At 68.3% G+C, this 22,243-nt stretch carries 18 protein-coding genes, 4 tRNA genes and 2 pseudogenes; 7 read left to right on the plus strand and 17 right to left on the minus strand.

The genetic code is table 11. The features are described from left to right. Positions 1 to 42 precede the first annotated feature (42 nt). Complete coding sequence (locus QFZ26_RS00270; protein WP_307038495.1) at positions 43 to 828, plus strand: peptidylprolyl isomerase; 786 nt, start codon at positions 43 to 45, stop codon at positions 826 to 828. Between the two features lie 88 nt (positions 829 to 916). Beyond that, a pseudogene (locus tag QFZ26_RS00275) lies at positions 917 to 2,151 on the plus strand (DUF349 domain-containing protein). Positions 2,152 to 2,862: 711 nt separating this feature from the next. On the opposite strand, the gene QFZ26_RS00280 reads toward QFZ26_RS00275, so the two are convergent. The 13 genes and pseudogenes from QFZ26_RS00280 to thrS all read right to left on the minus strand — a co-directional run bounded on the left by QFZ26_RS00280 (position 2,863) and on the right by thrS (position 16,286). Next, the gene (locus QFZ26_RS00280; protein WP_307038496.1) at positions 2,863 to 5,115 is read right to left on the minus strand and encodes a RelA/SpoT family protein; all 2,253 of its coding nucleotides are present in this window, start codon (positions 5,113 to 5,115) and stop codon (positions 2,863 to 2,865) included. 78 nt (positions 5,116 to 5,193) lie between these two features. Beyond that, positions 5,194 to 6,213 carry a protein translocase subunit SecF gene (secF, locus tag QFZ26_RS00285; RefSeq protein ID WP_307038497.1) on the minus strand — a complete coding sequence of 340 codons (1,020 nt, stop codon included), beginning with the start codon at positions 6,211 to 6,213 and terminating at the stop codon, positions 5,194 to 5,196. Next, positions 6,213 to 7,944 (minus strand): annotated as a pseudogene (gene secD, locus QFZ26_RS00290) (protein translocase subunit SecD). Before secD ends, secF begins: the two are co-directional and overlap by 1 nt. Before the next feature lie 63 nt (positions 7,945 to 8,007). Continuing rightward, positions 8,008 to 8,403 carry a preprotein translocase subunit YajC gene (yajC, locus tag QFZ26_RS00295; RefSeq protein ID WP_307038498.1) on the minus strand — a complete coding sequence of 132 codons (396 nt, stop codon included), beginning with the start codon at positions 8,401 to 8,403 and terminating at the stop codon, positions 8,008 to 8,010. Positions 8,404 to 8,474: 71 nt separating this feature from the next. Beyond that, positions 8,475 to 9,518, minus strand: coding sequence for a Holliday junction branch migration DNA helicase RuvB (gene ruvB, locus QFZ26_RS00300; protein WP_307038499.1), 1,044 nt, complete (start codon positions 9,516 to 9,518; stop codon positions 8,475 to 8,477). Next, positions 9,515 to 10,135: a Holliday junction branch migration protein RuvA gene (gene ruvA, locus QFZ26_RS00305; RefSeq protein WP_307038500.1), complete on the minus strand. Its 621-nt coding sequence runs from the start codon at positions 10,133 to 10,135 to the stop codon at positions 9,515 to 9,517. The genes ruvB and ruvA overlap by 4 nt, the downstream gene beginning before the upstream one ends. Beyond that, positions 10,132 to 10,740, minus strand: coding sequence for a crossover junction endodeoxyribonuclease RuvC (gene ruvC, locus QFZ26_RS00310; RefSeq protein ID WP_307038501.1), 609 nt, complete (start codon positions 10,738 to 10,740; stop codon positions 10,132 to 10,134). Before ruvC ends, ruvA begins: the two co-directional genes overlap by 4 nt. A gap of 9 nt (positions 10,741 to 10,749) precedes the next feature. Further along, positions 10,750 to 11,508 (minus strand): YebC/PmpR family DNA-binding transcriptional regulator, encoded by a 759-nt coding sequence (locus tag QFZ26_RS00315; RefSeq protein WP_307038502.1) that lies wholly within the window; start codon positions 11,506 to 11,508, stop codon positions 10,750 to 10,752. A gap of 80 nt (positions 11,509 to 11,588) precedes the next feature. Continuing rightward, positions 11,589 to 12,119 (minus strand): DUF1697 domain-containing protein, encoded by a 531-nt coding sequence (locus tag QFZ26_RS00320; RefSeq protein ID WP_307038503.1) that lies wholly within the window; start codon positions 12,117 to 12,119, stop codon positions 11,589 to 11,591. Beyond that, entirely contained in the window at positions 12,119 to 12,766 is a 648-nt protein-coding gene (pdxT, locus tag QFZ26_RS00325; RefSeq protein WP_307038504.1) for a pyridoxal 5'-phosphate synthase glutaminase subunit PdxT, read from the minus strand. The genes QFZ26_RS00320 and pdxT overlap by 1 nt, the downstream gene beginning before the upstream one ends. After that, entirely contained in the window at positions 12,763 to 13,680 is a 918-nt protein-coding gene (gene pdxS, locus QFZ26_RS00330) for a pyridoxal 5'-phosphate synthase lyase subunit PdxS (RefSeq protein WP_307038505.1), read from the minus strand. The genes pdxT and pdxS overlap by 4 nt, the downstream gene beginning before the upstream one ends. A gap of 99 nt (positions 13,681 to 13,779) precedes the next feature. Continuing rightward, positions 13,780 to 14,343: an HIT family protein gene (locus QFZ26_RS00335; protein WP_307038506.1), complete on the minus strand. Its 564-nt coding sequence runs from the start codon at positions 14,341 to 14,343 to the stop codon at positions 13,780 to 13,782. Continuing rightward, positions 14,340 to 16,286 carry a threonine--tRNA ligase gene (gene thrS / locus QFZ26_RS00340; protein WP_307044866.1) on the minus strand — a complete coding sequence of 649 codons (1,947 nt, stop codon included), beginning with the start codon at positions 16,284 to 16,286 and terminating at the stop codon, positions 14,340 to 14,342. The genes QFZ26_RS00335 and thrS overlap by 4 nt, the downstream gene beginning before the upstream one ends. 172 nt (positions 16,287 to 16,458) lie before the next feature. On the opposite strand from thrS, the gene QFZ26_RS00345 reads away from it, so the two are divergent. The 3 genes from QFZ26_RS00345 (at position 16,459) to QFZ26_RS00355 (ending at position 20,339) form a co-directional block, all read left to right on the plus strand. Then, entirely contained in the window at positions 16,459 to 17,058 is a 600-nt protein-coding gene (locus tag QFZ26_RS00345) for a hypothetical protein (RefSeq protein WP_307038507.1), read from the plus strand. Positions 17,059 to 17,265: 207 nt separating this feature from the next. Next, entirely contained in the window at positions 17,266 to 19,302 is a 2,037-nt protein-coding gene (locus tag QFZ26_RS00350; RefSeq protein WP_307038508.1) for a glycosyl hydrolase family 28-related protein, read from the plus strand. A 68-nt stretch (positions 19,303 to 19,370) separates the two neighbouring features. Continuing rightward, positions 19,371 to 20,339: an NAD(P)-dependent alcohol dehydrogenase gene (locus QFZ26_RS00355; protein ID WP_307038509.1), complete on the plus strand. Its 969-nt coding sequence runs from the start codon at positions 19,371 to 19,373 to the stop codon at positions 20,337 to 20,339. 210 nt (positions 20,340 to 20,549) lie between these two features. On the opposite strand, the gene QFZ26_RS00360 is transcribed toward QFZ26_RS00355, so the two are convergent. The 3 genes from QFZ26_RS00360 to QFZ26_RS00370 all read right to left on the minus strand — a co-directional run bounded on the left by QFZ26_RS00360 (position 20,550) and on the right by QFZ26_RS00370 (position 20,850). Further along, positions 20,550 to 20,624: transfer RNA gene (locus QFZ26_RS00360), tRNA-Val, on the minus strand. Positions 20,625 to 20,647: 23 nt separating this feature from the next. Then, positions 20,648 to 20,721 (minus strand) — tRNA-Cys (locus QFZ26_RS00365). 57 nt (positions 20,722 to 20,778) lie between these two features. Continuing rightward, positions 20,779 to 20,850, minus strand: a tRNA-Gly gene (locus QFZ26_RS00370). 238 nt (positions 20,851 to 21,088) lie between these two features. Here QFZ26_RS00370 and QFZ26_RS00375 point away from each other — a divergent pair. Then, positions 21,089 to 21,161, plus strand: a tRNA-Val gene (locus tag QFZ26_RS00375). A 115-nt stretch (positions 21,162 to 21,276) separates the two neighbouring features. Beyond that, a complete protein-coding gene (locus QFZ26_RS00380; RefSeq protein WP_307038510.1) occupies positions 21,277 to 21,636 on the plus strand; it encodes a VOC family protein in 360 nt (119 codons plus the stop codon). 46 nt (positions 21,637 to 21,682) lie between these two features. Here the strand turns inward: QFZ26_RS00380 and QFZ26_RS00385 are convergent, their stop codons facing one another. Further along, positions 21,683 to 22,219 carry a type II toxin-antitoxin system PemK/MazF family toxin gene (locus QFZ26_RS00385; RefSeq protein ID WP_307038511.1) on the minus strand — a complete coding sequence of 179 codons (537 nt, stop codon included), beginning with the start codon at positions 22,217 to 22,219 and terminating at the stop codon, positions 21,683 to 21,685. Between the last annotated feature and the right edge of the window lie 24 nt (positions 22,220 to 22,243).

Consider the following 22,243-nt stretch of genomic DNA (forward strand, 5'->3'; position numbering starts at 1 on the left):
TTGCGTAGAGTCGGCACGCAGGAGTCCCGAGAAGGAGCATGCGTGGCAACGAATGACCGTCAGGCGCGTGAAGAACGAGCACGCCTACGCACGTACCAGGCCCGACAGGAGGTGCACGCGAGCAAGCAGCGCCGACGCACCCGCGACAACGTCATCGCGGTGATCGCACTCGTCGTCGTGCTCGCCCTCGCAACCGGCGCGCAGCTCTTCTACTTCAGCGGTGGTCCGGGCACGCCCGAGCCGGTCGCCTCCGAGACGCCCACACCCACGCCTTCGGCTCCAGCCGGCGAGAACCAGGGCGACGTGCCGTCGCCCGACCTCGCCGAGGCCCGCACCTGGACCGGCACGCTGACGCTCAACGAGGTCTCCCTCGGCATCGAGCTCGACGGCGCCGCAGCCCCCCAGGCCGTCGCGAGCGAGATCAGCCTCATCCAGTCCGGCTTCTACGACGGCACGACCTGCCACCGCCTCACGAAAGACAGCATCTGGGTGCTCCAGTGCGGCGACCCGGCCGGCGACGGCACGGGCGGTCCCGGCTACAGCTACGGCCCCGTCGAGAACGCGCCCCAAGACGGGCTCTACCCCGCAGGCACCATCGCCATGGCCCGCCAGCAGCAGAACGGCTACAGCAACGGCAGCCAGTTCTTCCTGGTCTACGAGGACACCACGCTGACGGCCGACGAAGCCGGCGGCTACACGGTCGTCGGTCGCGTCACGAGCGGCCTCGACGAGCTGAAGGCCGGCATCACCGACGCCGGCACCGCAGATGGCAGTACCGACGGCTCCCCCGCCGTCCCGGTGACGATCACCGGGTTCACGATCCAATGACGGTCCCGCGCCGCACTTTTCAGGTGCAATAGGCTTGATGCCGTCATCGCCGCGACCCGCGGCATCCGACCTACGACAAGGTGAGGCCGTGTCCGATTCAGAGCAGCAACCGTGGGGCCGCGTCGACGAGACGGGCACCGTCTTCGTGCGGACGAGCGACGGCGAGCGCGCCGTCGGGCAGTTCCCCGACGGCTCGGCTGAAGAGGCACTCGCCTACTTCGAGCGGAAGTACGCAGATCTCGCGGGCCAGGTCGGCCTCCTCGAGCAGCGCGTTCGGCGCGGCGCTCTCCCGCAGCCGACGTCTCGAAGGCGGTCGCCTCGCTCCGCGAGTCGGTGGCGACGGCCAACGCGGTCGGCGACCTCGAGTCGCTCGCGCGCCGGCTCGAGGCGCTCTCGGGCACCACGAAGGAACTGACCGAGCAGCAGCAGGCCGAGGCCAAGGCGGCCGTCGCAGAGGCCATCGCCGAGCGCACGAAGATCGTCGAGCAGGCCGAGGCGCTCGCGGCGCAAGACCCCGCGAAGACGCAGTGGAAGCAGGCGACCGCCGAGCTCGACGAGCTGTTCGCGACGTGGCAGCGTCACCAGCAAGACGGCCCGCGCCTGCCCAAGAACGAGGCGAACGAGCTGTGGAAGCGCTTCCGCGCGGCTCGATCGACCATCGAGCAGCACCGAAAGGCGTTCTTCGCCGAGCTCGATTCCGCGCACCGCGACGTGCGTACCCGCAAGCAGGCGCTCATCGAGCGCGCAGAGGCACTCGCGCCCCGAGGGGCCGATGCCGTCGGCGACTACCGCAACCTGCTCGACGAGTGGAAGCTCGCCGGCCGCGCCGGCAAGAAGCTCGACGATGCGTTGTGGGCGAAGTTCAAGGCCGCCGGCGACGTGCTGTTCCACGCCAAGGCAGAGATCGACGCTCAAGAAGACGAGGCGTACCGAGCCAACCTCGACGAGAAGCTCGCGCTCCTCACCGAGGCCGAGCCGCTCCTCACCGAGAAGGATCCCAAGCAGGCGCGGGCCGCGCTCAACCGCATCCAGCGCAAGTGGGACGAGATCGGCAAGGTCCCGCGCGACCAGGTCCGCGTCGTCGAAGACCGGCTCCGCAAAGTCGAGAACCACGTCAAGTCACTTGAAGACGAGCGCTGGCAGCGCGAGGACCCCGAGAAGAAGGCGCGCTCCGAAGGCATGCTCGGGCAGCTCCAAGCCGCGATCGACAAGCTCGAGGCCGAGCTCACCGCGGCCGAGGCGTCGGGCGACGAGCGCGCAGCGGCATCCGCTCGCGAGGCCCTCGAGGCACGTCGTGCGTGGCTGAAGGCCGTCGGCGGCTGACCCAGGCCAGCAGGGCCGCTCCACCACTCGACCGCACAACCGCCCCGGGGCTACGGGTTGTCCACAATTGCGGCTCCGACGCGCCGATGAGCTCAGCGGATGCTCCAACATGGGCTCATGGCGCGACTTCCCACGGTGCTCGGCACGCATGACCTCCCACTCGCCGAGCTCTGCGCGGCGCGCATCGACGGCGAACTCGTCGCGATCGACGACGGCTGGGCACCCATCGACGAACCCGACCTCCCGTCGCTTCGCGCCGCCGTCGTCGCCCTGCGTGTGCCGCGCTCGCTCATCATCGAGCGACGGTCGGCCGCATGGGTGCACGGCGCCCTCGACGCGCCACCCGCGATCGCGCAGTTCTGCGTTCCCCATCACGAGCGCATCGCGGCGATCAGCGACCGTCGAACCCACGTGCGCGAGGTGACCCTCAGCGACGGCGATGTCGACGATTACCGCGGCGCGCGATGCACGTCCGTATCGAGAACCGCATTCGACCTCCTCCGAGACCCATCGCCCGTCGAGGGCGACACGGTCGCGGTCGTGACGCGCCTCCTGCGCGGTCGGCCCGACGTCACCGAAGCGGTTCGACTGCGACTCGACTCGTCACGGCGCATGCCGCACCGAGCGCGTGCCGTCGACCGGCTCGATCGCGCGAGCGCACTTGCGACCTCCTCCCCGGGCACACCGGGGGCGCAGGCGACGCGTGGCCGCTCAGCCGTCGCTGACGCGGTAGACGTCGTACACCGCGTCGATGCGGCGCACGGCGTTGAGCACGCGGTCGAGGTGGGTGGTGTCGCCCATCTCGAAGACGAAGCGGCTGAGCGCGAGTCGATCGGTCGAGGTCGAGACGTTCGCCGAGAGGATGTTCACGTGATGCTCCGAGAGCACGCGAGTGACGTCTGAGAGCAGCCCCGCCCGGTCGAGCGCTTCGATCTGGATCTGCACGAGGAACACGCTCTTCGAGCTCGGCGCCCACTCGACATCGATCATGCGTTCCGGCTCACGCAGCAGCGATTGCACGTTGTGGCAGTTCGCCTGGTGCACGGAGACGCCCGAGCCGCGGGTGATGAACCCGACGATCTCGTCACCGGGCACCGGTGTGCAACAGCGCGCGAGCTTCACGAGGATGTCGGGCGCACCCCGTACCAGCACTCCGGAGTCCGAGCTCCGCGGAAGGGGTCGTGAGCGCACCGGCATCGGCAGGTCGGGCTCGTCGCCCTCCTCGACATCGCGCACGAGGGCGACGACCTTCTCGAGCACCGACTGCGTCGACACGTGCCCCTCGCCCACGGCGGCATAGAGCGACGACACGTCGTCGTAGCGCAGCTGCGCCGCCACCTCGGCGAAGGACTCCTGGTTCATGAGCTTCTGCAGCGGCAGGTTCTGCTTTCGCATCGCCCGCGCGATGGCGTCGCGACCCTGTTCGATCGCCTCGTCGCGGCGTTCCTTGGTGAACCACTGCCGGATCTTGTTGCGCGCACGCGGGCTCTTGACGAACCCGAGCCAGTCCTTGCTCGGCCCGGAGTCGGGATTCTTCGAGGTGAAGACCTCGACGACGTCGCCGCTCAACAGCTCGCTTTCGAGGGGCACCAACCGGCCGTTGACCTTCGCACCCATCGTGCGATGGCCGACCTCGGTGTGCACCGCATAGGCGAAGTCGACCGGCGTTGCGCCCGCGGGCAGTCCGATCACTCGACCCTTCGGCGTGAAGACGTAGACCTCCTTCGCGCCGATCTCGAAGCGGAGTGAGTCGAGGAACTCGCCGGGGTCGGCCGTCTCGGCCTGCCAGTCCGAGATGTGCGCGAGCCACGCCATGTCGGTCTCGTTCTGGCCCCCCTTCTCGGCCGTGCGACCGGCCGCCATGCGCTCCTTGTACTTCCAGTGCGCGGCCACACCGTATTCGGCACGCTGGTGCATGTCGTGAGTGCGGATCTGGATCTCGACCGCTCGGCCCTTCGGTCCGATGACCGTGGTGTGCAACGACTGGTAGAGGTTGAACTTCGGGGTGGCGATGTAGTCCTTGAACCGGCCGGGCAGCGGGGTCCAGCGGGCATGGATCGCACCGAGCACGGCGTAGCAGTCGCGTACCGAGTTGACGAGCACGCGGATGCCGACGAGATCGTAGATCTCGTCGAAGTCGCGTCCGCGCACGATCATCTTCTGGTAGATCGAGTAGTACTGCTTCGGCCTGCCCACGACCTTGCCGCGGATCTTCGCCACCTTCAGGTCATCGCTGACGAGATCGATGACGTTCTGGACGAACTCCTCGCGCTGCGGTGTGCGCTGCTTCACGAGGCTCTCGATCTCGGCATAGAGCTTGGGGTAGAGCACGGCGAACGAGAGGTCCTCGAGCTCCCACTTGATCGCCTGGATGCCGAGTCGGTGCGCGAGCGGCGCATAGATCTCGAGGGTCTCGGTCGCCTTGCGCGAGGCGGACTCGGCCGGGACGAAGCCCCACGTGCGCGCATTGTGCAGCCGGTCGGCGAGCTTGATGATGAGCACGCGGATGTCCTTCGACATCGCGACGATCATCTTGCGAACGGTCTCGGCCTGCGTCGAGTCGCCGTACTTGACCTTGTCGAGCTTCGTGACGCCGTCGACGAGCATCGCGATCTCGTCGCCGAAGTCGGCGCGCACCTGGTCGAGCGTGTACGCGGTGTCTTCAACGGTGTCGTGGAGCAGCGCCGCAGCGACCGTCTTGGATCCGATGCCGAGGTCGGCGAGGATCTGGGCCACGGCAACCGGATGCGTGATGTACGGCTCGCCGCTCTTGCGCTTCTGCCCCTCGTGGGCGCGCTCAGCGACCGAGTAGGCGCGCTCGACGAGCGAGAGGTCGGCTTTCGGATGGTGCATCCGCACCGTGCGCAGGAGCGTGTCGACCGCACCCGACGGCTGGGCCTTCGAAAAGATCCGAGGGACCAGACGGCGCAGCGATGCCGTCGAGTTGACCCCGGTCTCCGTCATCGCTCAGCACCTCCAGAACTCAATTATCGCCGTTTCTCGGGCACCGGGTGACCGGCCGCATCTCGCCTGACGCGAACATCACGCCGTGGGCAGCGCCTCAGCGTCGGCCGATGCGACGCCCGCACGCTCGCGTTCCTTCAGGACCTTCTGATCGTGACGGTGGATCGCGGTCTCTCCCTCGCGAAGCTGCGAGTAGAGCGGCGCAGCGATGAACACCGTCGACCACGTGCCCACGAGGATGCCGATGAGCAGCGCCAGCGAGATGTCGCGCAACGTGTCGGCACCGAGCACGCCGGCGCCGATGAAGAGGATCGCCGCCACCGGCAAGGCCGCCACGACACTCGTATTGATGGAGCGGACGAGCGTCTGGTTCACCGCGAGGTTGACCGACTCGGCGAAGGTCCGACGAGACTCCTGGCCGTCTTCGGCCGTGTTCTCCCGGATCTTGTCGAACACGACGACCGTGTCGTAGAGGGAGTAGCTGAGGATCGTGAGGATGCCGATCATGGCCGCGGGGCTGATCTCGAAACCGAACGCGGCGTAGAAGCCCGTGGTCACGATGAGGTCGGCCATGAGCGCGAGGATCGCGGCGACCGACATCTTCCAGGTTCGGAAGTACAGCGCCATGACGAGCGCGGCGAGGAGGATGAAGGCGAGCAGGCCGACGATCGCCTGGCGGGTGACGTCCGCACCCCAGCTCGGGCCGATGAACGAGGACGCGACCTCGGCCTCGGGAACGTCGTAGGCCTCGGCGAGGGCCGTGGTGACCTCGCGGGAGTCGGCCTGAGACAGTTGGTCGGTCTGCACGCGCACGCCGTCGTCTCCGACGATGGTCACCTTCGTCACCGCGTCGGGCACGACGGACGCGACGGCCTCGTGGGCGGGCTCGGGCGAGGCGTCCTCGACGCCGACGATCTGGAACTGCGACCCGCCGCGGAACTCGATGCTGAAGTTCACACCGGTGAACAGCGGCACGATCACCGACAGCAGGATCAGCACACCGGCGATGGTGTACCACTTCTTGCGTCCGCCGACGAAGTTGAACGAGCGCTTGCCCGTGTAGAGGTCGTTGCCGAAGGTCGTGAGACGGTTGGCCATCAGGACTCCTTCCCGTCGTTCGACGTAGTGCCGGCGCCGACCGACTCCGCCTTGCGCTCGGCGATCGTCTGGCGGCGCTGCGCCTCCTTCGAGCTCGACGCGGCCTTCCTTGCGGACACCGCGACGGGTTTGCGGAACTCGGCACGACCGCGATAGACGGCGCCGAGCGCGTTCGGGTCGAGACCTGACCACGGGTTGCCGCTCGAGAAGAACCTCGTCTGGGCGAGGAGCTGCAGCATCGGGTGCGTGAAGAGGATCACCACGACGACGTCGATGATCGTCGTCAGGCCGAGGGTGTAGGCGAAGCCCTTGACGCTGCCGACCGCGAGGATGAACAGCACGATCGCGGCGAGCAGGTTCACGCCCTTCGAGGCGAGCACTGTGCGGAACGCGCGCTTCCAGCCGGCCTCGACGGCGCCGACGAGCGGCCGGCCGTCGCGCAACTCGTCTCGCACACGTTCGAAGTACACGATGAACGAGTCGGCGGTGAAGCCGATGGCGACGATGAGGCCCGCGATGCCCGCGAGCGAGAGGCGGTAGCCCTCTCGCCACGACAGGATCGTGATCATCAGGTAGGTGATGAGTGCGGCGATCACGAGCGAGGCGATGGTCACCGAACCGAGCGCGCGGTACTGGAAGAGCGTGTAGATCACCACGAGGATGAGGCCGATGAGGCCCGCGATGAGGCCGCTCTGCAGCTGCGAGGTGCCGAGCGTCGCCGAGATCGTGTCGGATGACTGCACGGTGAAGCTGATCGGCAGTGCACCGAACTTCAACTGGTCGGCGAGAGACTTCGAGCTCTCCTGCGTGAAGCTGCCCGTGATCTGCGGCCGCCCATCGGTGATCGCGCCGTTCATCGACGGGGCCGTGAGCACGGCGCCGTCGAGCACGAAGGCGAACTGGTCGCGCGGTGTCTGGCCCTGGAGTCCGAAGAGGCGGGTGCTGACCTCCGCGAAGTCCTCGGTGCCCTTGCCGTCGAACTCGATGTTGACCGCCCACGTGCCGGTGGAGGCGCCGGTCTGGGTCTGCACCATGCCGTTCGTGGCGTCGACGATGTTCTCGCCGCTCGCCTCGACCGGGCCGAGGAGGTACTTCGCGGTGCGCGAGAGGTCGCACGTGACGAGCGGCTCGTCGGCGGGGGCGACATTCGTGGCGGCCTCGTCGATGGTGGCGCAGTCGAAGTTGTCGAACTCGTCTTGCAGCGCCGGGGTGACCCACGCGAGGTCGCTGCCGTCGGTCGGTTCCGTGGTGGGCGTCGACTCCAGCTCGGCGGGCTCTTCGGTCGGCTCCGCGCTCGCCTCGATCGACGTGTTGGTCGCCGCGTCGGCGAGCAGCACGGCGCGCAGCTCGAGCTTCGCCGACGACTCGATGCGGGCTCGCGTCTGGTCGTCGAGCTCGCCCCGGGATGCGGACGACGACGTTGTCACCCTCGGTGTTGATCTCGGCCTCGGCGACACCCGACGCGTCGACACGCTGCCGGATGATCGAGACCGCCTGGTCGAGCTGCTCTTGCGAGACGTCGGCGCCGGTCTCGACCTTCGGCGCGAGGATGATCTGCGTGCCGCCCTCGAGATCGAGCGCGAGCTTCGGGGTCCAGGATCCTCCGCCCCAGATGACTCCCGCGGCATTGATGCCGAAGAGGATCGCAATGATCACACCCAGCCAGGTGAGTGAACGCCATGCCTTACGGACGGGCGCCGGCCGGGATGACCGCTTCGATGGTGCAGCCACGGTGTTCTGCTTTCTTTGCAGGAGCCCGCGCAAGAAGCGCGGGCCGAGCGTCGGGGAGGAGTCTTAGTCGTCCGACTTCTTGGTGTCGGGCGTCTCGTCGGTGGTCACGTCGGTCGTTGCGTCTTCGACGCGCTCGCCGTACTCGGGCGAACCCTCGACCGCGACCGGAGCATCGTCGACGACCACGTCGGCCTTCGGCTCGACCACGCGCGCGACGGTCTGGCGGTGAACCGTGAGCACGGTGCCGGGCGAGGTCTCGAGCAGCACCTGGTTCTCGTCTTCATCGATCGAGAGGATGGTGCCGAACACGCCGAAGTTCGTCATGACCTTCGCGCCCGCCTGGACCTTCGACTGCAGCTCGCGCGCATCTGCCTGGCGCTTGCGCGAGTTACGGAACATGAAGAAGATCAGGACCGCCAGGACGGCGAGCATGATGATGGTGAACGGATCGAACGTCATGAGAGGGAGGTACCTTCCGGTGTGCGGCAAGCGCACGAAGTCAGTGGCGTTGAGGGCTGTGCCTCAATGGATTATAGGTCATCGATCGGAAGGGCGGTTCCCACGTCGGGAGCGCGGTCGGACAAGCCGAAGTGACGCCACGCGGCTGAGGTCGCGACGCGCCCGCGAGGAGTGCGCGTGATGAGGCCGATGCGAACGAGGAACGGCTCGACGACCGCCTCGATGGTCTCGGACTCCTCGCCCACCGATACGGCGAGCGTGTTCAGGCCGACGGGACCGCCCCCGAAGCGCGTGAGGATGATCTGCATGACCGCGCGATCGAGACGGTCGAGCCCGAGCGGGTCGACGTCATAGAGCTCGAGCGCGGCTCGCACCGCGGAGATGTCGGCTCGTCCGCCGTGCACGAGCGCGTAATCGCGCACCCGTCGAAGCAGGCGGTTCGCGATGCGCGGCGTGCCGCGGCATCGACCGGCGATCTCGGCGAGCGCCTCCTGATCGACGTCGAGGCCGAGTAGGACGGCAGCGCGGGCGAGCACCCGCTCGAGCTCGGCCTCGTCGTAGAACTCGAGGTGTGCGGTGAAGCCGAACCGGTCGCGCAGTGGATTCGGCAGGAGTCCGGCTCGTGTGGTGGCGCCCACGAGGGTGAACGGCGAGAGGTCGAGCGGCACCGACGTGGCGCCCGCACCCTTGCCGACCATGATGTCGATGCGGAAGTCTTCCATGGCGAGGTAGAGCATCTCTTCGGCCGATCGCGCCATGCGGTGGACCTCGTCGATGAAGAGCACCTCGCCCGGTACGAGCGAGCTGAGGATCGCGGCGAGGTCGCCGGCATGCTGGATCGCCGGCCCGCTCGACATGCGGAGCGGTCGGCCGCCCTCGAAGGCCACGATCATCGCGAGCGTCGTCTTGCCGAGCCCGGGTGGCCCCGCGAGCAGGATGTGGTCTGGCGTGCGCTGCTGCAGGGTGGCGGCGGTGAGCAGCAGCTGCAGTTGGCTGCGCACTCGAGTCTGGCCGACGAACTCCTCGAGGCTCTTCGGACGGAGCGCCCCTTCGAACGCGAGCTCGGCTTCGGACGCGAGGACCGGGTCGGTGAGATCGAGGTCGGCTTCGCTCATCGGGCTCTCCCGTGCTGTTGTGCTGGGCCGAGCCGCGCGAGCGTCAGCCTGAGCAGGGTGGGCACCGAGGCCGCTTCGATGTCGGATGCCCCGGCGATCGTCTCGTCGACCGCCTCGGCGGCGACTCGCTCGGACCAGCCGAGGCCGGTGAGGGCCGCGAGCACGCTCTCGGCCGCCCCGCCGGACACGACTGGGGTAGCCCGGGAAGGCGCTGCAGTGGCGATGAGCTTGCCGGCCAGCGACACGGTGATGAGCTTCGCGGTCTTCGGCCCGATGCCGCTGACCTTGCGGAACACCGCGTCGTCGTCGCGCTGCACCGCCTCGGCGATCTGGTCGGGGGACAGCGCCGACAGCACGCCGAGTGCCGACTTTGGCCCGACCCCGGTGACGCCGATGAGCAGGTCGAACACGTCGAGCTCGTCGCGAGTGGCGAAGCCGAACAGCGTGAGCGAGTCCTCGCGCACGACGAGGGTCGTGTGCGCGCTCACCTCGTGTCCGGCTCGACTGGCGAGCGCGAATGCGGGCGTCGTGTTGACGTGGAACCCGACACCGCCGACCTCGATGACGACCGAGTTGCCGGCAGCGGTGAGCACGCGGCCGTGAAGAGAGGAGATCACTCCTTCAGCCTACGGGCGGCACCCGACACGGCTGCGGAGCGCTCTGCGGCGATCCACGCCCGCTGCGCCGGCGTGAGGGTCGCACCGTCGGAGGTGCCGGCCGCCGCGTCGCGGACGGCACCTCCTGCCACTCCCCCGGTGCGCCAGGCGTGGCAGATGGCGAGGGCGAGCGCGTCGGCGGCATCCGCCGGCTTGGGCACCGCGTCGAGCCCGAGGATGCGCGCGACCATCGCGCCCACCTGCTTCTTGTCGGCACGGCCGTATCCGGTGATGGCGGCCTTGACCTCGCTCGGCGTGTGCAGCGCGACGGGCAGCCCTCGACGCGCCGCGATGAGCATCGCGACGCCCGAGATCTGCGCCGTGCCCATGATGGTCGACACGTCGCTGCGGGCGAAGACCCGCTCGAGCGCGACCGCGTGCGGCCGATGCTCCTCGATGATCGCCTCGAGCCCGTCGGCGATGCGCGCGAGGCGCTGCGGCGTCGCGTGTTCGGCCGGCGATCGAAGCACGATGACGTCGACGAGGCGCGCCGTGCGGTTCGGGTCGACGTCGACCACCCCGACGCCGCATCGCGTCAGGCCCGGGTCGATGCCGAGCACTCGCACGGCGATCGGCTACTCCGCCTCGAGCTCGGCCTGCACCTCTGGGGTGAGGTCGAAGTTCGAGTAGATGTTCTGCACGTCGTCGCTGTCTTCGAGTGCGTCGATGAGGCGGAACACCTTGCGGGCCGTCTCGGCGTCGACCTCGACCTTGAGCGACGGCACGAACGCGGCATCCGCCGAGTCGTAGTCGATGCCGGCCTCCTGCAGCGCGGTGCGGGCGGCGACCATGTCGGATGCCTCGGTGATCACCTCGAACGTGTCACCCTCGTCGGTGACCTCTTCGGCGCCCGCGTCGAGCACGGCGCTGAGCACGTCGTCTTCGGTGAGGCCGTCGGACTTGCTGACGACGATGACGCCCTTGCGCGCGAAGTTGTAGGCCACCGAGCCCGGGTCGGCCATCGTGCCGCCATTGCGGGTCATGAGGGTGCGCACTTCGGCGGCCGCGCGGTTGCGATTGTCGGTGAGGCACTCGATGAGGAGGGCGACGCCGTTGGGGCCGTAGCCTTCGTACATGATGGTCGTGTAGTCGATCGACTCACCCGACAGCCCAGCGCCGCGCTTGATGGCGCGGTCGATGTTGTCGTTCGGGACGGAGGTCTTCTTCGCCTTCTGCACGGCGTCGACGAGGGTCGGATTGCCCGAGAGGTCGGCGCCGCCCATCTTCGCCGCGACCTCGATGTTCTTGATGAGCTTCGCGAACGACTTCGCACGACGCGAGTCGATGATCGCCTTCTTGTGCTTCGTCGTCGCCCACTTGGAATGCCCGGACATGCGTCTCCTGAATCGAATGCTCGCGCGCGACATCGCCTGCCGTGCCCAGCCATTCTAAGACAGCGGTGGTTCCACGCAGTTCAGACGAGCAGCTTCTGCAGGGTGCGGAGATTCCGATTCGTCGTGGTGGGCTTGTAGCGGGGCTTGGCGAGCAGCTTCGCGAAGGGCGTCTGCACGGTCGTGCCCTTGACGGGGTTCCAGTAGACGACGCCTTCACCGCGGGCGATGGGGTCGACCTGGGGGTCGGGCTCTCCTGCCGACGCCACGAGGTCATCGAGCACCGCGTCGTCGGAGCCGAACACGACCCACGGCTGTCGAGCGGCGTCGGATGCATCGAACGGGAACGCCTCGATCACCCGTTCGACCTGCTTGCGGGTGACGAGCACGATCCACGCGTCGTAGCCGAAGCGATCGCGAAGCGCTTGCTCGATGCGCTGCTTCGGGTCGGCGGATGCCGCGTCATCGGTCGCCGTGAAGACGACGTTGCCGCTCGCCAGCACCGTGCGCACCTCGTCGAACCCGAGCTCGTCGAAGAGCGCTCGGAGGTCGGCAGACCTGATCGTGATGCCGCCGACGTTCACGCCGCGGAGCAGGGCGATGTACCGGGTCATCAGTCCACCGTACGGGCGCGCACCTTGCCGAGGAAGTACTCGTGAAAGCGATACTCCCCCGTGATCTCGGGGTGGAAGCTGGTTCCGAGGAGGTTGCCCTGCTCGACGGCGACGACCCTGCCGTCGGTCAGCGATGCGAGCGGCGTCGCGGCCGCTCCGACCGACTCCACGACGGGGCCCCTGATGAACACCGCGTGCACCGGCTCATCGCCGAGGGCCGGGATGTCGAGGTCGGTCTCGAACGACTGGTTCTGCGAGCCGAAGGCGTTGCGGCGAACGACCACGTCGAGCCCGCCGAGCGATTGCTGCCCGGTGATCGCATCGAGCACGGTGTCGGCGAGCATGATGAGCCCGGCGCACGTTCCGTAGACCGGGAGCCCGTCGGCGATGGCCGTCTTGAGTGGCTGCTGCAGGCCGAAGGTGCGGGCGAGCTTGTCCATGACGGTCGACTCGCCGCCCGGGATCACCAGGCCGTCGATCGCCGCGAGCTCCTCGGGCCGACGCACGAGCGACACGTCGGCGCCCAGCTTCGCGAGCACGTGGGCATGCTCACGGAAGTCGCCCTGGAGGGCGAGCACTCCCACACGCGGGCCCGACTCGGCGGGATGCGGTGCGTCGAGCGATTCGGTCCGGAGGTTCGACGTCACCAGCCGCGCTCGGCGAGGCGATGCGGGGCCGCGAGGTCGCCGACGTTGATGCCGACCATGGCCTCACCGAGGCCACGCGACACCTCGGCGATGACCGACGGGTCGTCGTAGAAGGTGGTGGCCTTCACGACGGCCGCGGCACGTGCCTCGGGGTTGCCCGACTTGAAGATGCCCGAGCCGACGAAGACGCCGTCGGCGCCGAGTTGCATCATCATCGCGGCGTCGGCGGGGGTGGCGACGCCGCCTGCGGTGAAGAGCACGACCGGCAGTTTGCCGGTCTCGGCGACCTCGAGCACGAGCTCGTAGGGCGCCTGCAGGTCTTTCGCCGCCACGTAGAGCTCGTCGCGGGTCATCGACTTCAGCTGGTTGATCTCGGAGGTGATCTTGCGGATGTGCTTGGTCGCCTCGGACACGTCGCCCGTGCCGGCCTCACCCTTCGAGCGGATCATCGCGGCGCCCTCGTTGATGCGGCGAAGCGCCTCGCCGAGGTTCGTCGCACCGCAGACGAAGGGGGTGTTGAACGCCCACTTGTCGATGTGGTTCATGTAGTCGGCAGGCGAGAGCACCTCGGACTCGTCGATGTAGTCGACGTCGAGCGCCTGCAGCACCTGCGCCTCGACGAAGTGGCCGATGCGGGCCTTCGCCATGACGGGGATCGAGACCTCGGCGATGATCGCCTCGATGAGGTCGGGGTCGCTCATGCGCGCGACGCCGCCCTGTGCACGGATGTCGGCGGGGACGCGCTCGAGCGCCATGACGGCGACGGCGCCGGCGTCTTCGGCGATGCGCGCCTGCTCGGCCGTGACGACGTCCATGATGACGCCGCCCTTCAGCATCTCGGCGAGGCCGCGCTTCACACGGCTGGAGCCGGTGTGAGAGGTGGCGGCGGGCGCGGGGGCGGAGGCTTCGGTCATGGGGTCAATCCTAATCGTCGGAACGGATGCGGCGGTCGCCGCGATGTCATGCTCGGCCGCACGCAGTGGACGTCGTGTCCATCGGCGCGATGCCACCGGTCAGGCCGGCCAGGCCTCGGCGATCTCCTGGCGTACCTCGCCGAGCAGGCGCGGTAGCGCCTTGGTGCCGGCGATGATCGGGAAGAAGTTCGAGTCGAGCGCCCAGCGCGGCACGATGTGCTGGTGCAGGTGCTCCGCGATGCCCGCCCCGGCGATGCGACCCTGGTTCATGCCGATGTTGAATCCGTCGCATCGGGACACCTGCTTCACGACCCGCATCGCGACCTGCGTGAGCTCGCCGATCTCGGCGACCTCCTCGGGCGTCGCCTCGTCGTAGGTGGCGACGTGGCGGAAGGGGCACACGAGTAGGTGGCCGCTGTTGTACGGGTAGAGGTTCAGCAGCACATAGGCATGGGTGCCGCGCGCCACGATGAGCGCCTGCTCGTCGCTCATCTCGGGGGCACGGCAGAACGGGCACGCGTGCTCGTCGGGCTGCTGCCCGTGCTGGATGTAGACGAGGCGATGCGGGGTCCAGAGTCGCTGGAACGCGTCGGGCACGCCGGCGAGGTCGGCCGCGGCATCCGTCGGCACGCCCTCGAACTCGTCGGCCTGATACGCGCTCATGCCACCAGATCGTCTTTCGTGACCACCTGTCGGCGCTCGTCGATGGCGAGGCGGATGCGGCGCACGGCCTCGGCGATCGGCACGCCGTTCTCCTGGCTGCCGTCTCGGAAGCGGAAGCTCACCGTCTCGCCCGCGCGGTCTTCTTCGCCGGCGATCAGCTGGAACGGCACCTTGAGCTTGGTGTGCGTCCGGATCTTCTTCTGCATGCGGTCGTCACTCGAGTCGAGTTCGGCGCGCACGCCGTGGCGCTGCAACTGTTCGATGACGGCACCGAGGTAGGGCGCATACTCGTCGGCGACCGGGATGCCGACGACCTGCACGGGCGCGAGCCACACGGGGAAGGCGCCGGCGTAGTGTTCGAGCAGGATCGCGAAGAACCGCTCGATCGAGCCGAACAGCGCACGGTGGATCATGATCGGGCGCTTCTTGTGCCCGTCGCGGTCGGTGAACTCGAGCTCGAAGCGCTCGGGCAGGTTGGGGTCCACCTGCACGGTCGAGAGCTGCCAGGTGCGGCCGATCGCGTCACGCGTCTTGAGGTCGATCTTGGGCCCGTAGAACGCGGCCTCACCGGGCATCTCGGTGAGCTTGAGCCCGCTCGCGCGAGCCACGTTGCGGAGCGCGTTGGTGGAGTACTCCCAGAACTCGTCGGAGCCGATCCATTTGTCTTTGTGGTCGTCGCGCATCGACAGCTCGAGTTCGAAGTCGTCGAGGCCGAAGTCGCGCAGCATCGAGATGACGAACGCCAGGACCTTTGCGGTCTCCTCCTCGAGCTGCTCGGGGGTGACGAAGAGGTGCGAGTCGTCTTGCGTGAAGCCGCGCACCCGGGTGAGTCCGTGCAGTGCACCGGAGAGCTCGTTGCGGTACACGGTGCCGTTCTCGGCGAGCCGCATCGGCAGGTCGCGGTAGCTGCGCCCGCGCTCCTTGTAGATGAGGATGTGCATCGGGCAGTTCATGGGCTTCAGGTAGTAGTCCTGGCCATGCTTCGTGATGTTGCCCTCGGCGTCGCGCTCCTCGTCCATGTGGATGGGCGGGAACATGCCCTCCTTGTACGTGACGAGGTGGTTCGACTGGAGGAAGAGGTCCTCCTTCGAGATGTGCGGGGTGTACACGTAGGTGTAGCCGTCGGCGATGTGGCGACGGCGCGCGTGCTGCTCCATCTCCATGCGCACGACGCCGCCGCGCGGGTGCCACACCGAGAGACCGGAGCCGATCTCCTCGGGGAAGCTGAAGAGGTCGAGTTCGCGCCCGAGCTTGCGGTGGTCGCGCTTGGCCGCCTCCTCGAGGCGGTGCTGGAAGGCACGCAGCTCGTCTTTCGTCGGCCAAGCGGTGCCGTAGATGCGCTGCAGCTGGGGGTTCTTCTCGGAGCCACGCCAGTACGCCGCTGCGAGACGAGTGAGCGCCCAGCCGTTGCCGATCATGCGGGTGTTCGGCAGGTGCGGTCCGCGGCAGAGGTCTTTCCAGACGGTCTCGCCGGTCTTCGGATCGACGTTGTCGTAGATCGTGAGCTCGCCGGCGCCGACCTCGACCGACTCGTGGTCGTCGCCGCTCGACTCGCCGTGCCCGGCCGCGCCCTTCAGCCCGATGAGCTCGAGCTTGTACGGCTCGTTCGCAAGCTCGGCCCGGGCCTCCTCGTCGGTGACGACCCGGCGCATGAACCGCTGCCCGGCCCGAACGATGCGGGACATCTCCTTGTCGAGCGCCTTCAGGTCTTCGGGCGTGAACGCCTCGGCGACGTCGAAGTCGTAGTAGAACCCGTCGGTCACGGGCGGGCCGATGCCGAGTCTCGCCTCGGGGTTCACCGCCTGCACCGCCTGCGCGAGCACGTGTGCGGCCGAGTGGCGGAGGATGCTGAGCCCGTCGGGAGAGTCGATCGTGACCGGCTCGACCGCATCGGCGTCGGTGACCGTCGTGGCGAGGTCCTTCAGCTCGCCGTTGACGCGCATTGCGACAACGGACCGGTCGGTGAAGAGCTCGAAGCCGTCGGCCACCTTGGTGTACTCCCTGCGTATCGGAACACGAAACCCTTCAACTGTAGTGCGAGCCCGGCGCCACGCCCGCCGGTCGTCAGGGGCCCCACTGATGCAGCGTCGCGAGGTCAGTTCTAGAGTTTTCCTCATGACTACCGAATCGAACGACCTGACCCCGACCGGGCTCGGCGAACACGTGGTCGACGCGGCGGAATTCGAACCGGATCTCTCCGCCGCCGACTGGGCCGCCAAGTTCCGCGTCGACGACGTCAGGCTCACGCCCATCCACCTCGCGCCCTTCGAGGTCCTCAGCCCGGTGAAGACCATCGGCCGCGGGCGCACGAACCTCACCCTCATCCGTCCCACCATCTTGCAGACGGATGCCGCGACGCCCTTCGCCTCCTTCGACCGGCGCGAGTCGCCGAACCGGAACCCCGCCGTCTCGGTGCACTTCAACGCGAGTGCGTACGGCGTCACGTGGACCGGCACCTACGTCTTCGCGTTCGCCGTCGACGCGCCGACCCGCGCGGCCTTCACGCCGAGCGGGTTCGCGGGCAGCGGCACGGTGGATGCGCCGGGCTCGATCCGGTTCGCCGGGCGACGCGTGATCACCGTGATCCTGCGCAGCGTCCCGCCGAACCAGGACGTCTTCGCCGCGATCGAGCAGACGTCGGGCGAGTCCTGGTCGTGGTTCTCGACCTCGATCGGCCGGCCGCCCATCGTCATCGACACGGTCGCCGGCGGCTGACGCCCGCATGCGCAATTCTTGAGCGCTCCACCGCACGAGCTGCCACCGACTTGCGCTGCCCATCGCAAGAACTCGACAACCTCTCGACAATCGCTCGCAGCTGCTTGTGCGGCGGCGTCGCGCAGTCGTACAGTCGCCACATCCGGCGGCTCCACCGGATGCCCGGCGCACGAATCGAGCTGAAACGAGTCGATGATGACACGTCCGATGAGCACCCGCACGCGTTCGTCCGGCCGGCCCCGCCGCCGGTTGCGGTCCTCGATCCTCGTCGCCGCGCTCGCGTGCGGCGCAGTGGTCGGGGCGGGCTCCCCCGCCGCGGCGAGCGCGGAGCCCACACCGGTCACCCGTGCAGCGCTCGACCCCGTCCTGGTCGAGGGACGAGGCGCCCAGGTGGCCTTCCTCGAGCAGGAAGCCGAGAACGCGGAGACGAACGGCGAGCTCATCGGGCCCGATCGCTCGGCGTACACGCTGCCGGCTGAGGCATCCGGTCGCACCGCTGTGCAGCTCGATCCCGGCGAGTACGTGGAGTTCACCCTGCCCGCGCCCACGAACGCCATCACGGTGCGGTACAGCATCCCCGATGCGCCGAACGGCGGCGGCATCACCGCGCCGCTCGCGGTGAGCGTCGACGGTGGGACATCCGAGACGATGACCCTCACCTCCCAATACGCGTGGCTCTACAACCAGTACCCGTTCACGAATGACCCGAACGCGGGACTCCTGCACCCCGACTGGTGGATCACCGAGTGCGGTTGCGTGCCCGGCGAGGGCTTCGAGGTGACGAAGCCGTTCCGCCCGATGCACTTCTACGACGAGCAGCGGATGCTCCTGAGCCGCACCCACCCGGCCGGTTCCGTCGTGCGCCTCACGGCACCGCAGGGCACGGATGCCGCATGGACCGTCATCGACCTGCTCGACTCCGAGTTCGTCGCACCGCCTGCGACGCGACCCGCCGGCTCGGTGAGCGTGACGAAGTTCGGCGCAGACCCGACCGGACGACGCGATGCGGGCAATGCCTTCCGCACGGCGATCGCGTACGCCCAGCGACACGATCTCACGGTGTACGTGCCGGCCGGCACGTTCCAGGTCAACGAGCACCTGATCGTCGACGACGTCACGATCGAGGGCGCAGGCAACTGGCACACGATCATCCGCGGGTCGCAGGTGGCGCTGAAGAAGCTGGCACCCGACGGGTCGGTGCACACCGGCGTCGGCTTCTACGGCCGGGATGCCGCGGCAGGCGGGAGCTCCAACGTGCACCTCGCCGACTTCGCCATCGAGGGCGACGTGCGCGAGCGCATCGACACCGATCAGGTGAATGCCGTCGGCGGCGCCATGAGCGACTCGACCATCAGCGGACTCCACATCAGCCACACCAAGGTCGGGCTCTGGTTCGACGGGCCCATGCAGGGCGTCGCGGTGACCGGCAACATCGTCGTCGACCAGATCGCGGATGCGCTGAACTTCCACACCGGTGTCGCCGACTCGGTCGTCTCGGGCAACTACGTGCGCAACACCGGCGACGACGGCCTCGCGATGTGGTCGGAGGCGACGGCGAACGCCGGCAACACGTTCGACCGCAACACGGTGCAGACGCCCACGCTCGCAAACGGCATCGCGATCTACGGCGGCACCGACAACACCGTGTCGAACAACCTCGTCGCCGACCCGATCCGTGAGGGCAGCGGCATCCACGTGGGCTCTCGCTTCGGGGCCGAGGCGTTCACCGGGCACCTCTGGATCACCGACAACACCACCGTGCGCGCCGGCACCTCTGAGCTCAACTGGAACATCGGACTCGGCGCGATCTGGCTCTACGCCCTCGACCGGCCGATCGACGCCGATGTGCAGGTGGTGGGCAACCATCTGCTCGACAACACCTACAACGCGATCCTGCTCGTCGCCGACTGGCCGGTGAAGGACTTGTACTCGATCACGAACGTGCACTTCAGGGACCTTCGCATCGACGGCACCGGCACCTCCGTCGTGAGCGCGCGCGTTGCGGGCTCGGCCTCATTCGAGAACGTCGACGCCCGTAACGTCGGGGCGGTCGGTGTGAACAACTGCGGCTCGTTCAACTTCCCGCCCACCGGGTCGGAGTTCTCGCTCATCGACCTCGGCGGCAACGACTCGAGCGGTGCGAACACGACCGGGCCGTGGCTCGCCCCATGGGAGCTGCCGAACACCATCACGTGCGACGACCGGCCCCCGGTCGTGGCGCCGCCGGCACCGAGTCCGTGGTGATGCCCGGGCGCTCCACTGACCTCGCTTCCACCTGAACGTGCGACCCGCCGAGGTGCGAGGATGACGGGATGCGGGCAGTCGTGTACGACCGGTACGGCCCACCCGAGCACGTGCTCAGGCTCGAGGAGCTCGACCCGCCGTCGATCGGCGAGCACGAGGTGCTGGTCCGCGTCCGCGCTGCCTCCGTCAACTCGTGGGACTGCGACAACCTGCTCGGCAGGCCGTTCCTGACTCGAGCAGGATGGGGCCTCCGGCGACCGAAGCGCCGGGTGCTCGGCGCGGATGTCGCGGGTGACGTCGTCGCCGCAGGGCGAGGAGTGACGAGGTTCCGGCCCGGTGATCTCGTGTTCGGCGACCTCTCGGCTTCGAACTGGGGCGGCTTCGCAGAGTTCGCGAGCGCCCCCGAGCACGCGCTCGAGCGCAAGCCCGCCGGACTCCCCTTCGAGCAGGCCGCAGCCATCCCGCAAGCCGGTGTGATGGCGCTCCAAGCAGTCGGCCAGGCAGGCGGGGCCGGTCGGCGTGCGCTCGTCAACGGTGCCGGCGGCGGTGTCGGGACGTTCGCGATCCAACTCCTTCGCGCCTCCGGAACCCACGTCACAGGCGTGGACTCAGCGGAGAAGCTCGATCTCATGCGGTCGCTCGGCGCCGAGACGGTGATCGACTACACCCGGGAGAACGTCGCAGACCGCACCGAGCGCTTCGACCTGATCATCGACGTCATCGCCAGGCGATCGATGTTCGACTACAAGCGCCTCCTGGCTCCTGGGGGGCGGTACATCATGATCGGCGGTGCCACGAGTCGGATCGCACAGGTGCTGCTGTTCGGCGCCTGGGAGGTGATGACCCGCAGCAGCCGGAGCATGGGATTGCTCGTTCATCGGCCGAACCACGATCTCGAGCGGCTCGGAGCCCTCGCAGCGCAGGGGGCCCTCGTTCCCGTGATCGGCCGGACGTTCGAACTCGCGGAGGTGGCAGAGGCGATGCGGATGGTGATCGACGGCCGAGCCCTGGGCAAGGTGGTCGTCACGATCGCCTGACGTCGGAGAGCTTGCGCCCGGTACGTGGGGTCAACGGGAATGCCGGCGTCTTCGTCGACACCCCGGACCCTCACGACCAAGGCTGCGGCATCAGCATAGGCCTGCGCGGCCCCGTCAAACTCGGAGTTTGCTCGGAACTTCGGCGGCCAGTGCCGACGCCTGCCGGACGACCACCAGACGAGAAAAGCCCCGGCTGATGCCGGGGCTTCGTGGTGGGCGATACTGGGATCGAACCAGTGACCTCTTCCGTGTCAGGGAAGCGCGCTACCGCTGCGCCAATCGCCCAAGTCGAGAACGGGTTCTCGGCCTGGAGGTGGATACGGGATTCGAACCCGTGTATACGGCTTTGCAGGCCGCTGCCTCGCCTCTCGGCCAATCCACCGTGTCTGGGTTCTCCACCAAAAGAACAGGAATCGGGCTTGCGCCCGATCCTGATCAGAGCGGATGACGAGATTCGAACTCGCGACCCTCACCTTGGCAAGGTGATGCGCTACCACTGCGCCACATCCGCGTTGCTCGCATTTCTGCGTGCAGAGAGACTCTAACCGATTGCCGGATCGATTCACAAACCGAGCGGGTTCCACTGCCCGTTCCTCCCGGTCATTCCCGGTTTCCGCCCCGTGAACCCGGGCGTGTCCACACCTCCGCGGGAGGCGTCGGCAGCCCTGCGGTCGGTCGATGTGCATTCGCCATGCTCGGTCGGCTAGTATCGAGTCCGCGGTCACCTCGAGTGCGCCGCGAACCCATATGGGCGATTGGCGCAGCTGGTAGCGCGCTTCCTTCACACGGAAGAGGTCGTCGGTTCGAGCCCGGCATCGCCCACGAACGCCCCCACTCCACTGGGGGCGTTCTTCATTTCCCGGTCCACCCGTTGTGGCATCCGCGCGCCGCGTCTACCGTGTCACGCAGCACGCACGCATCGAGGCGAGGGGGAACCATGACCGGCGAGGTGTCGTTCATCGAGTTCGGGGCAGCGGATGCCATGACCGCACGCTCGTTCTACGGCAAGCTGTTCGGCTGGTCGTTCGAACCGGGGCCGGGTGGCGGAGGCGGATACGCCATCGACGGCGCCGGGGTGCCGGCCGGGGTGCACGGCGGTGACGCAGGAGCAGCGCCGTACGTCTTCTTCCGCGTGGACGACCTCGATGCGGCGGCCGCCACCGTCGAGAAGCTCGGTGGCACCGTCGAAGATCTTCCGGGTGCCGACGAGGAGTCCACCGCCATCTTCGGCGAGTTCCGACTCTGCCGCGACGACCAGGGCTCGCCATTCGGCCTGCACCGGCCACCTCGAGCCTGATCGGCCCTCCGCGCCGCCCTGCGCGCAAGGACGGCGGTCGGATGCCTCAGCGCCAGCCGTAGCGCTCGTCGAGCGCCGTCGCGACCAGCGCATACCGGCGCGCGTCGAGCGACGCGGCCTCGCGCCGCATGCCGTCGGGGCGCACGCGGAACACCCGATCGATGCGCGCCCAGCTCGGCCGGCCCTGCGCGTCCCAGGCGCCGTCGCCGAGGGAGATGAAGTCGTGGTCGCCGTCGTGCGCCCTGCTCGTGAGCTGCACCGCGAGGAAGTCGCCGGAGCCCGACGCCGCGACGATCACCACGGGGCGGTCCTTGCCGCGGCCGTCGTTCTCCTCGTAGGGCACCCAGGTCCAGACGATCTCTCCCGGGTCGGGCTGGCCGTCGCGCGACGGCGCGTAGCCGAGCTTCACGCCGCGGAGTCGACGCGGGTCGACCTCGATCGTGGCCGATGCGCCGGCCTGGCCGGGCGACATGGGTTCCGTGGGAGCCGGCCGGCTCGAGGCATCCGTCGACTTCGCAGCACCGCCGGTGAGGGAGCGGATGACACGACCGAGGGCGGTGAGGAGGCGGCTGGTGTCTGGCACACCCGCACACTACCCCACCGCCCT

Origin of the sequence: Agromyces ramosus, from assembly GCF_030817175.1 — a bacterium.
In the GTDB taxonomy this organism is placed as follows: domain Bacteria; phylum Actinomycetota; class Actinomycetes; order Actinomycetales; family Microbacteriaceae; genus Agromyces; species Agromyces ramosus_A.

What these genes read in the sequence shown, in the direction of transcription:
- QFZ26_RS00335 (WP_307038506.1), bottom strand. Translation starts at nt 14,343, where the DNA reads ATGAGCGCGTATCAGGCCGACGAGTTCGAGGGCGTGCCGACGGATGCC.
- secF (WP_307038497.1), bottom strand. Translation starts at nt 6,213, where the DNA reads ATGGCCAACCGTCTCACGACCTTCGGCAACGACCTCTACACGGGCAAG.
- QFZ26_RS00355 (WP_307038509.1), top strand. Translation starts at nt 19,371, where the DNA reads ATGCGGGCAGTCGTGTACGACCGGTACGGCCCACCCGAGCACGTGCTC.
- thrS (WP_307044866.1), bottom strand. Translation starts at nt 16,286, where the DNA reads ATGCGCGTCAACGGCGAGCTGAAGGACCTCGCCACGACGGTCACCGAC.
- QFZ26_RS00380 (WP_307038510.1), top strand. Translation starts at nt 21,277, where the DNA reads ATGACCGGCGAGGTGTCGTTCATCGAGTTCGGGGCAGCGGATGCCATG.
- QFZ26_RS00315 (WP_307038502.1), bottom strand. Translation starts at nt 11,508, where the DNA reads ATGTCCGGGCATTCCAAGTGGGCGACGACGAAGCACAAGAAGGCGATC.
- pdxS (WP_307038505.1), bottom strand. Translation starts at nt 13,680, where the DNA reads ATGACCGAAGCCTCCGCCCCCGCGCCCGCCGCCACCTCTCACACCGGC.
- QFZ26_RS00320 (WP_307038503.1), bottom strand. Translation starts at nt 12,119, where the DNA reads ATGACCCGGTACATCGCCCTGCTCCGCGGCGTGAACGTCGGCGGCATC.
- ruvB (WP_307038499.1), bottom strand. Translation starts at nt 9,518, where the DNA reads ATGAGCGAAGCCGACCTCGATCTCACCGACCCGGTCCTCGCGTCCGAA.
- QFZ26_RS00280 (WP_307038496.1), bottom strand. Translation starts at nt 5,115, where the DNA reads ATGACGGAGACCGGGGTCAACTCGACGGCATCGCTGCGCCGTCTGGTC.
- yajC (WP_307038498.1), bottom strand. Translation starts at nt 8,403, where the DNA reads ATGACGTTCGATCCGTTCACCATCATCATGCTCGCCGTCCTGGCGGTC.
- QFZ26_RS00345 (WP_307038507.1), top strand. Translation starts at nt 16,459, where the DNA reads ATGACTACCGAATCGAACGACCTGACCCCGACCGGGCTCGGCGAACAC.
- QFZ26_RS00350 (WP_307038508.1), top strand. Translation starts at nt 17,266, where the DNA reads ATGAGCACCCGCACGCGTTCGTCCGGCCGGCCCCGCCGCCGGTTGCGG.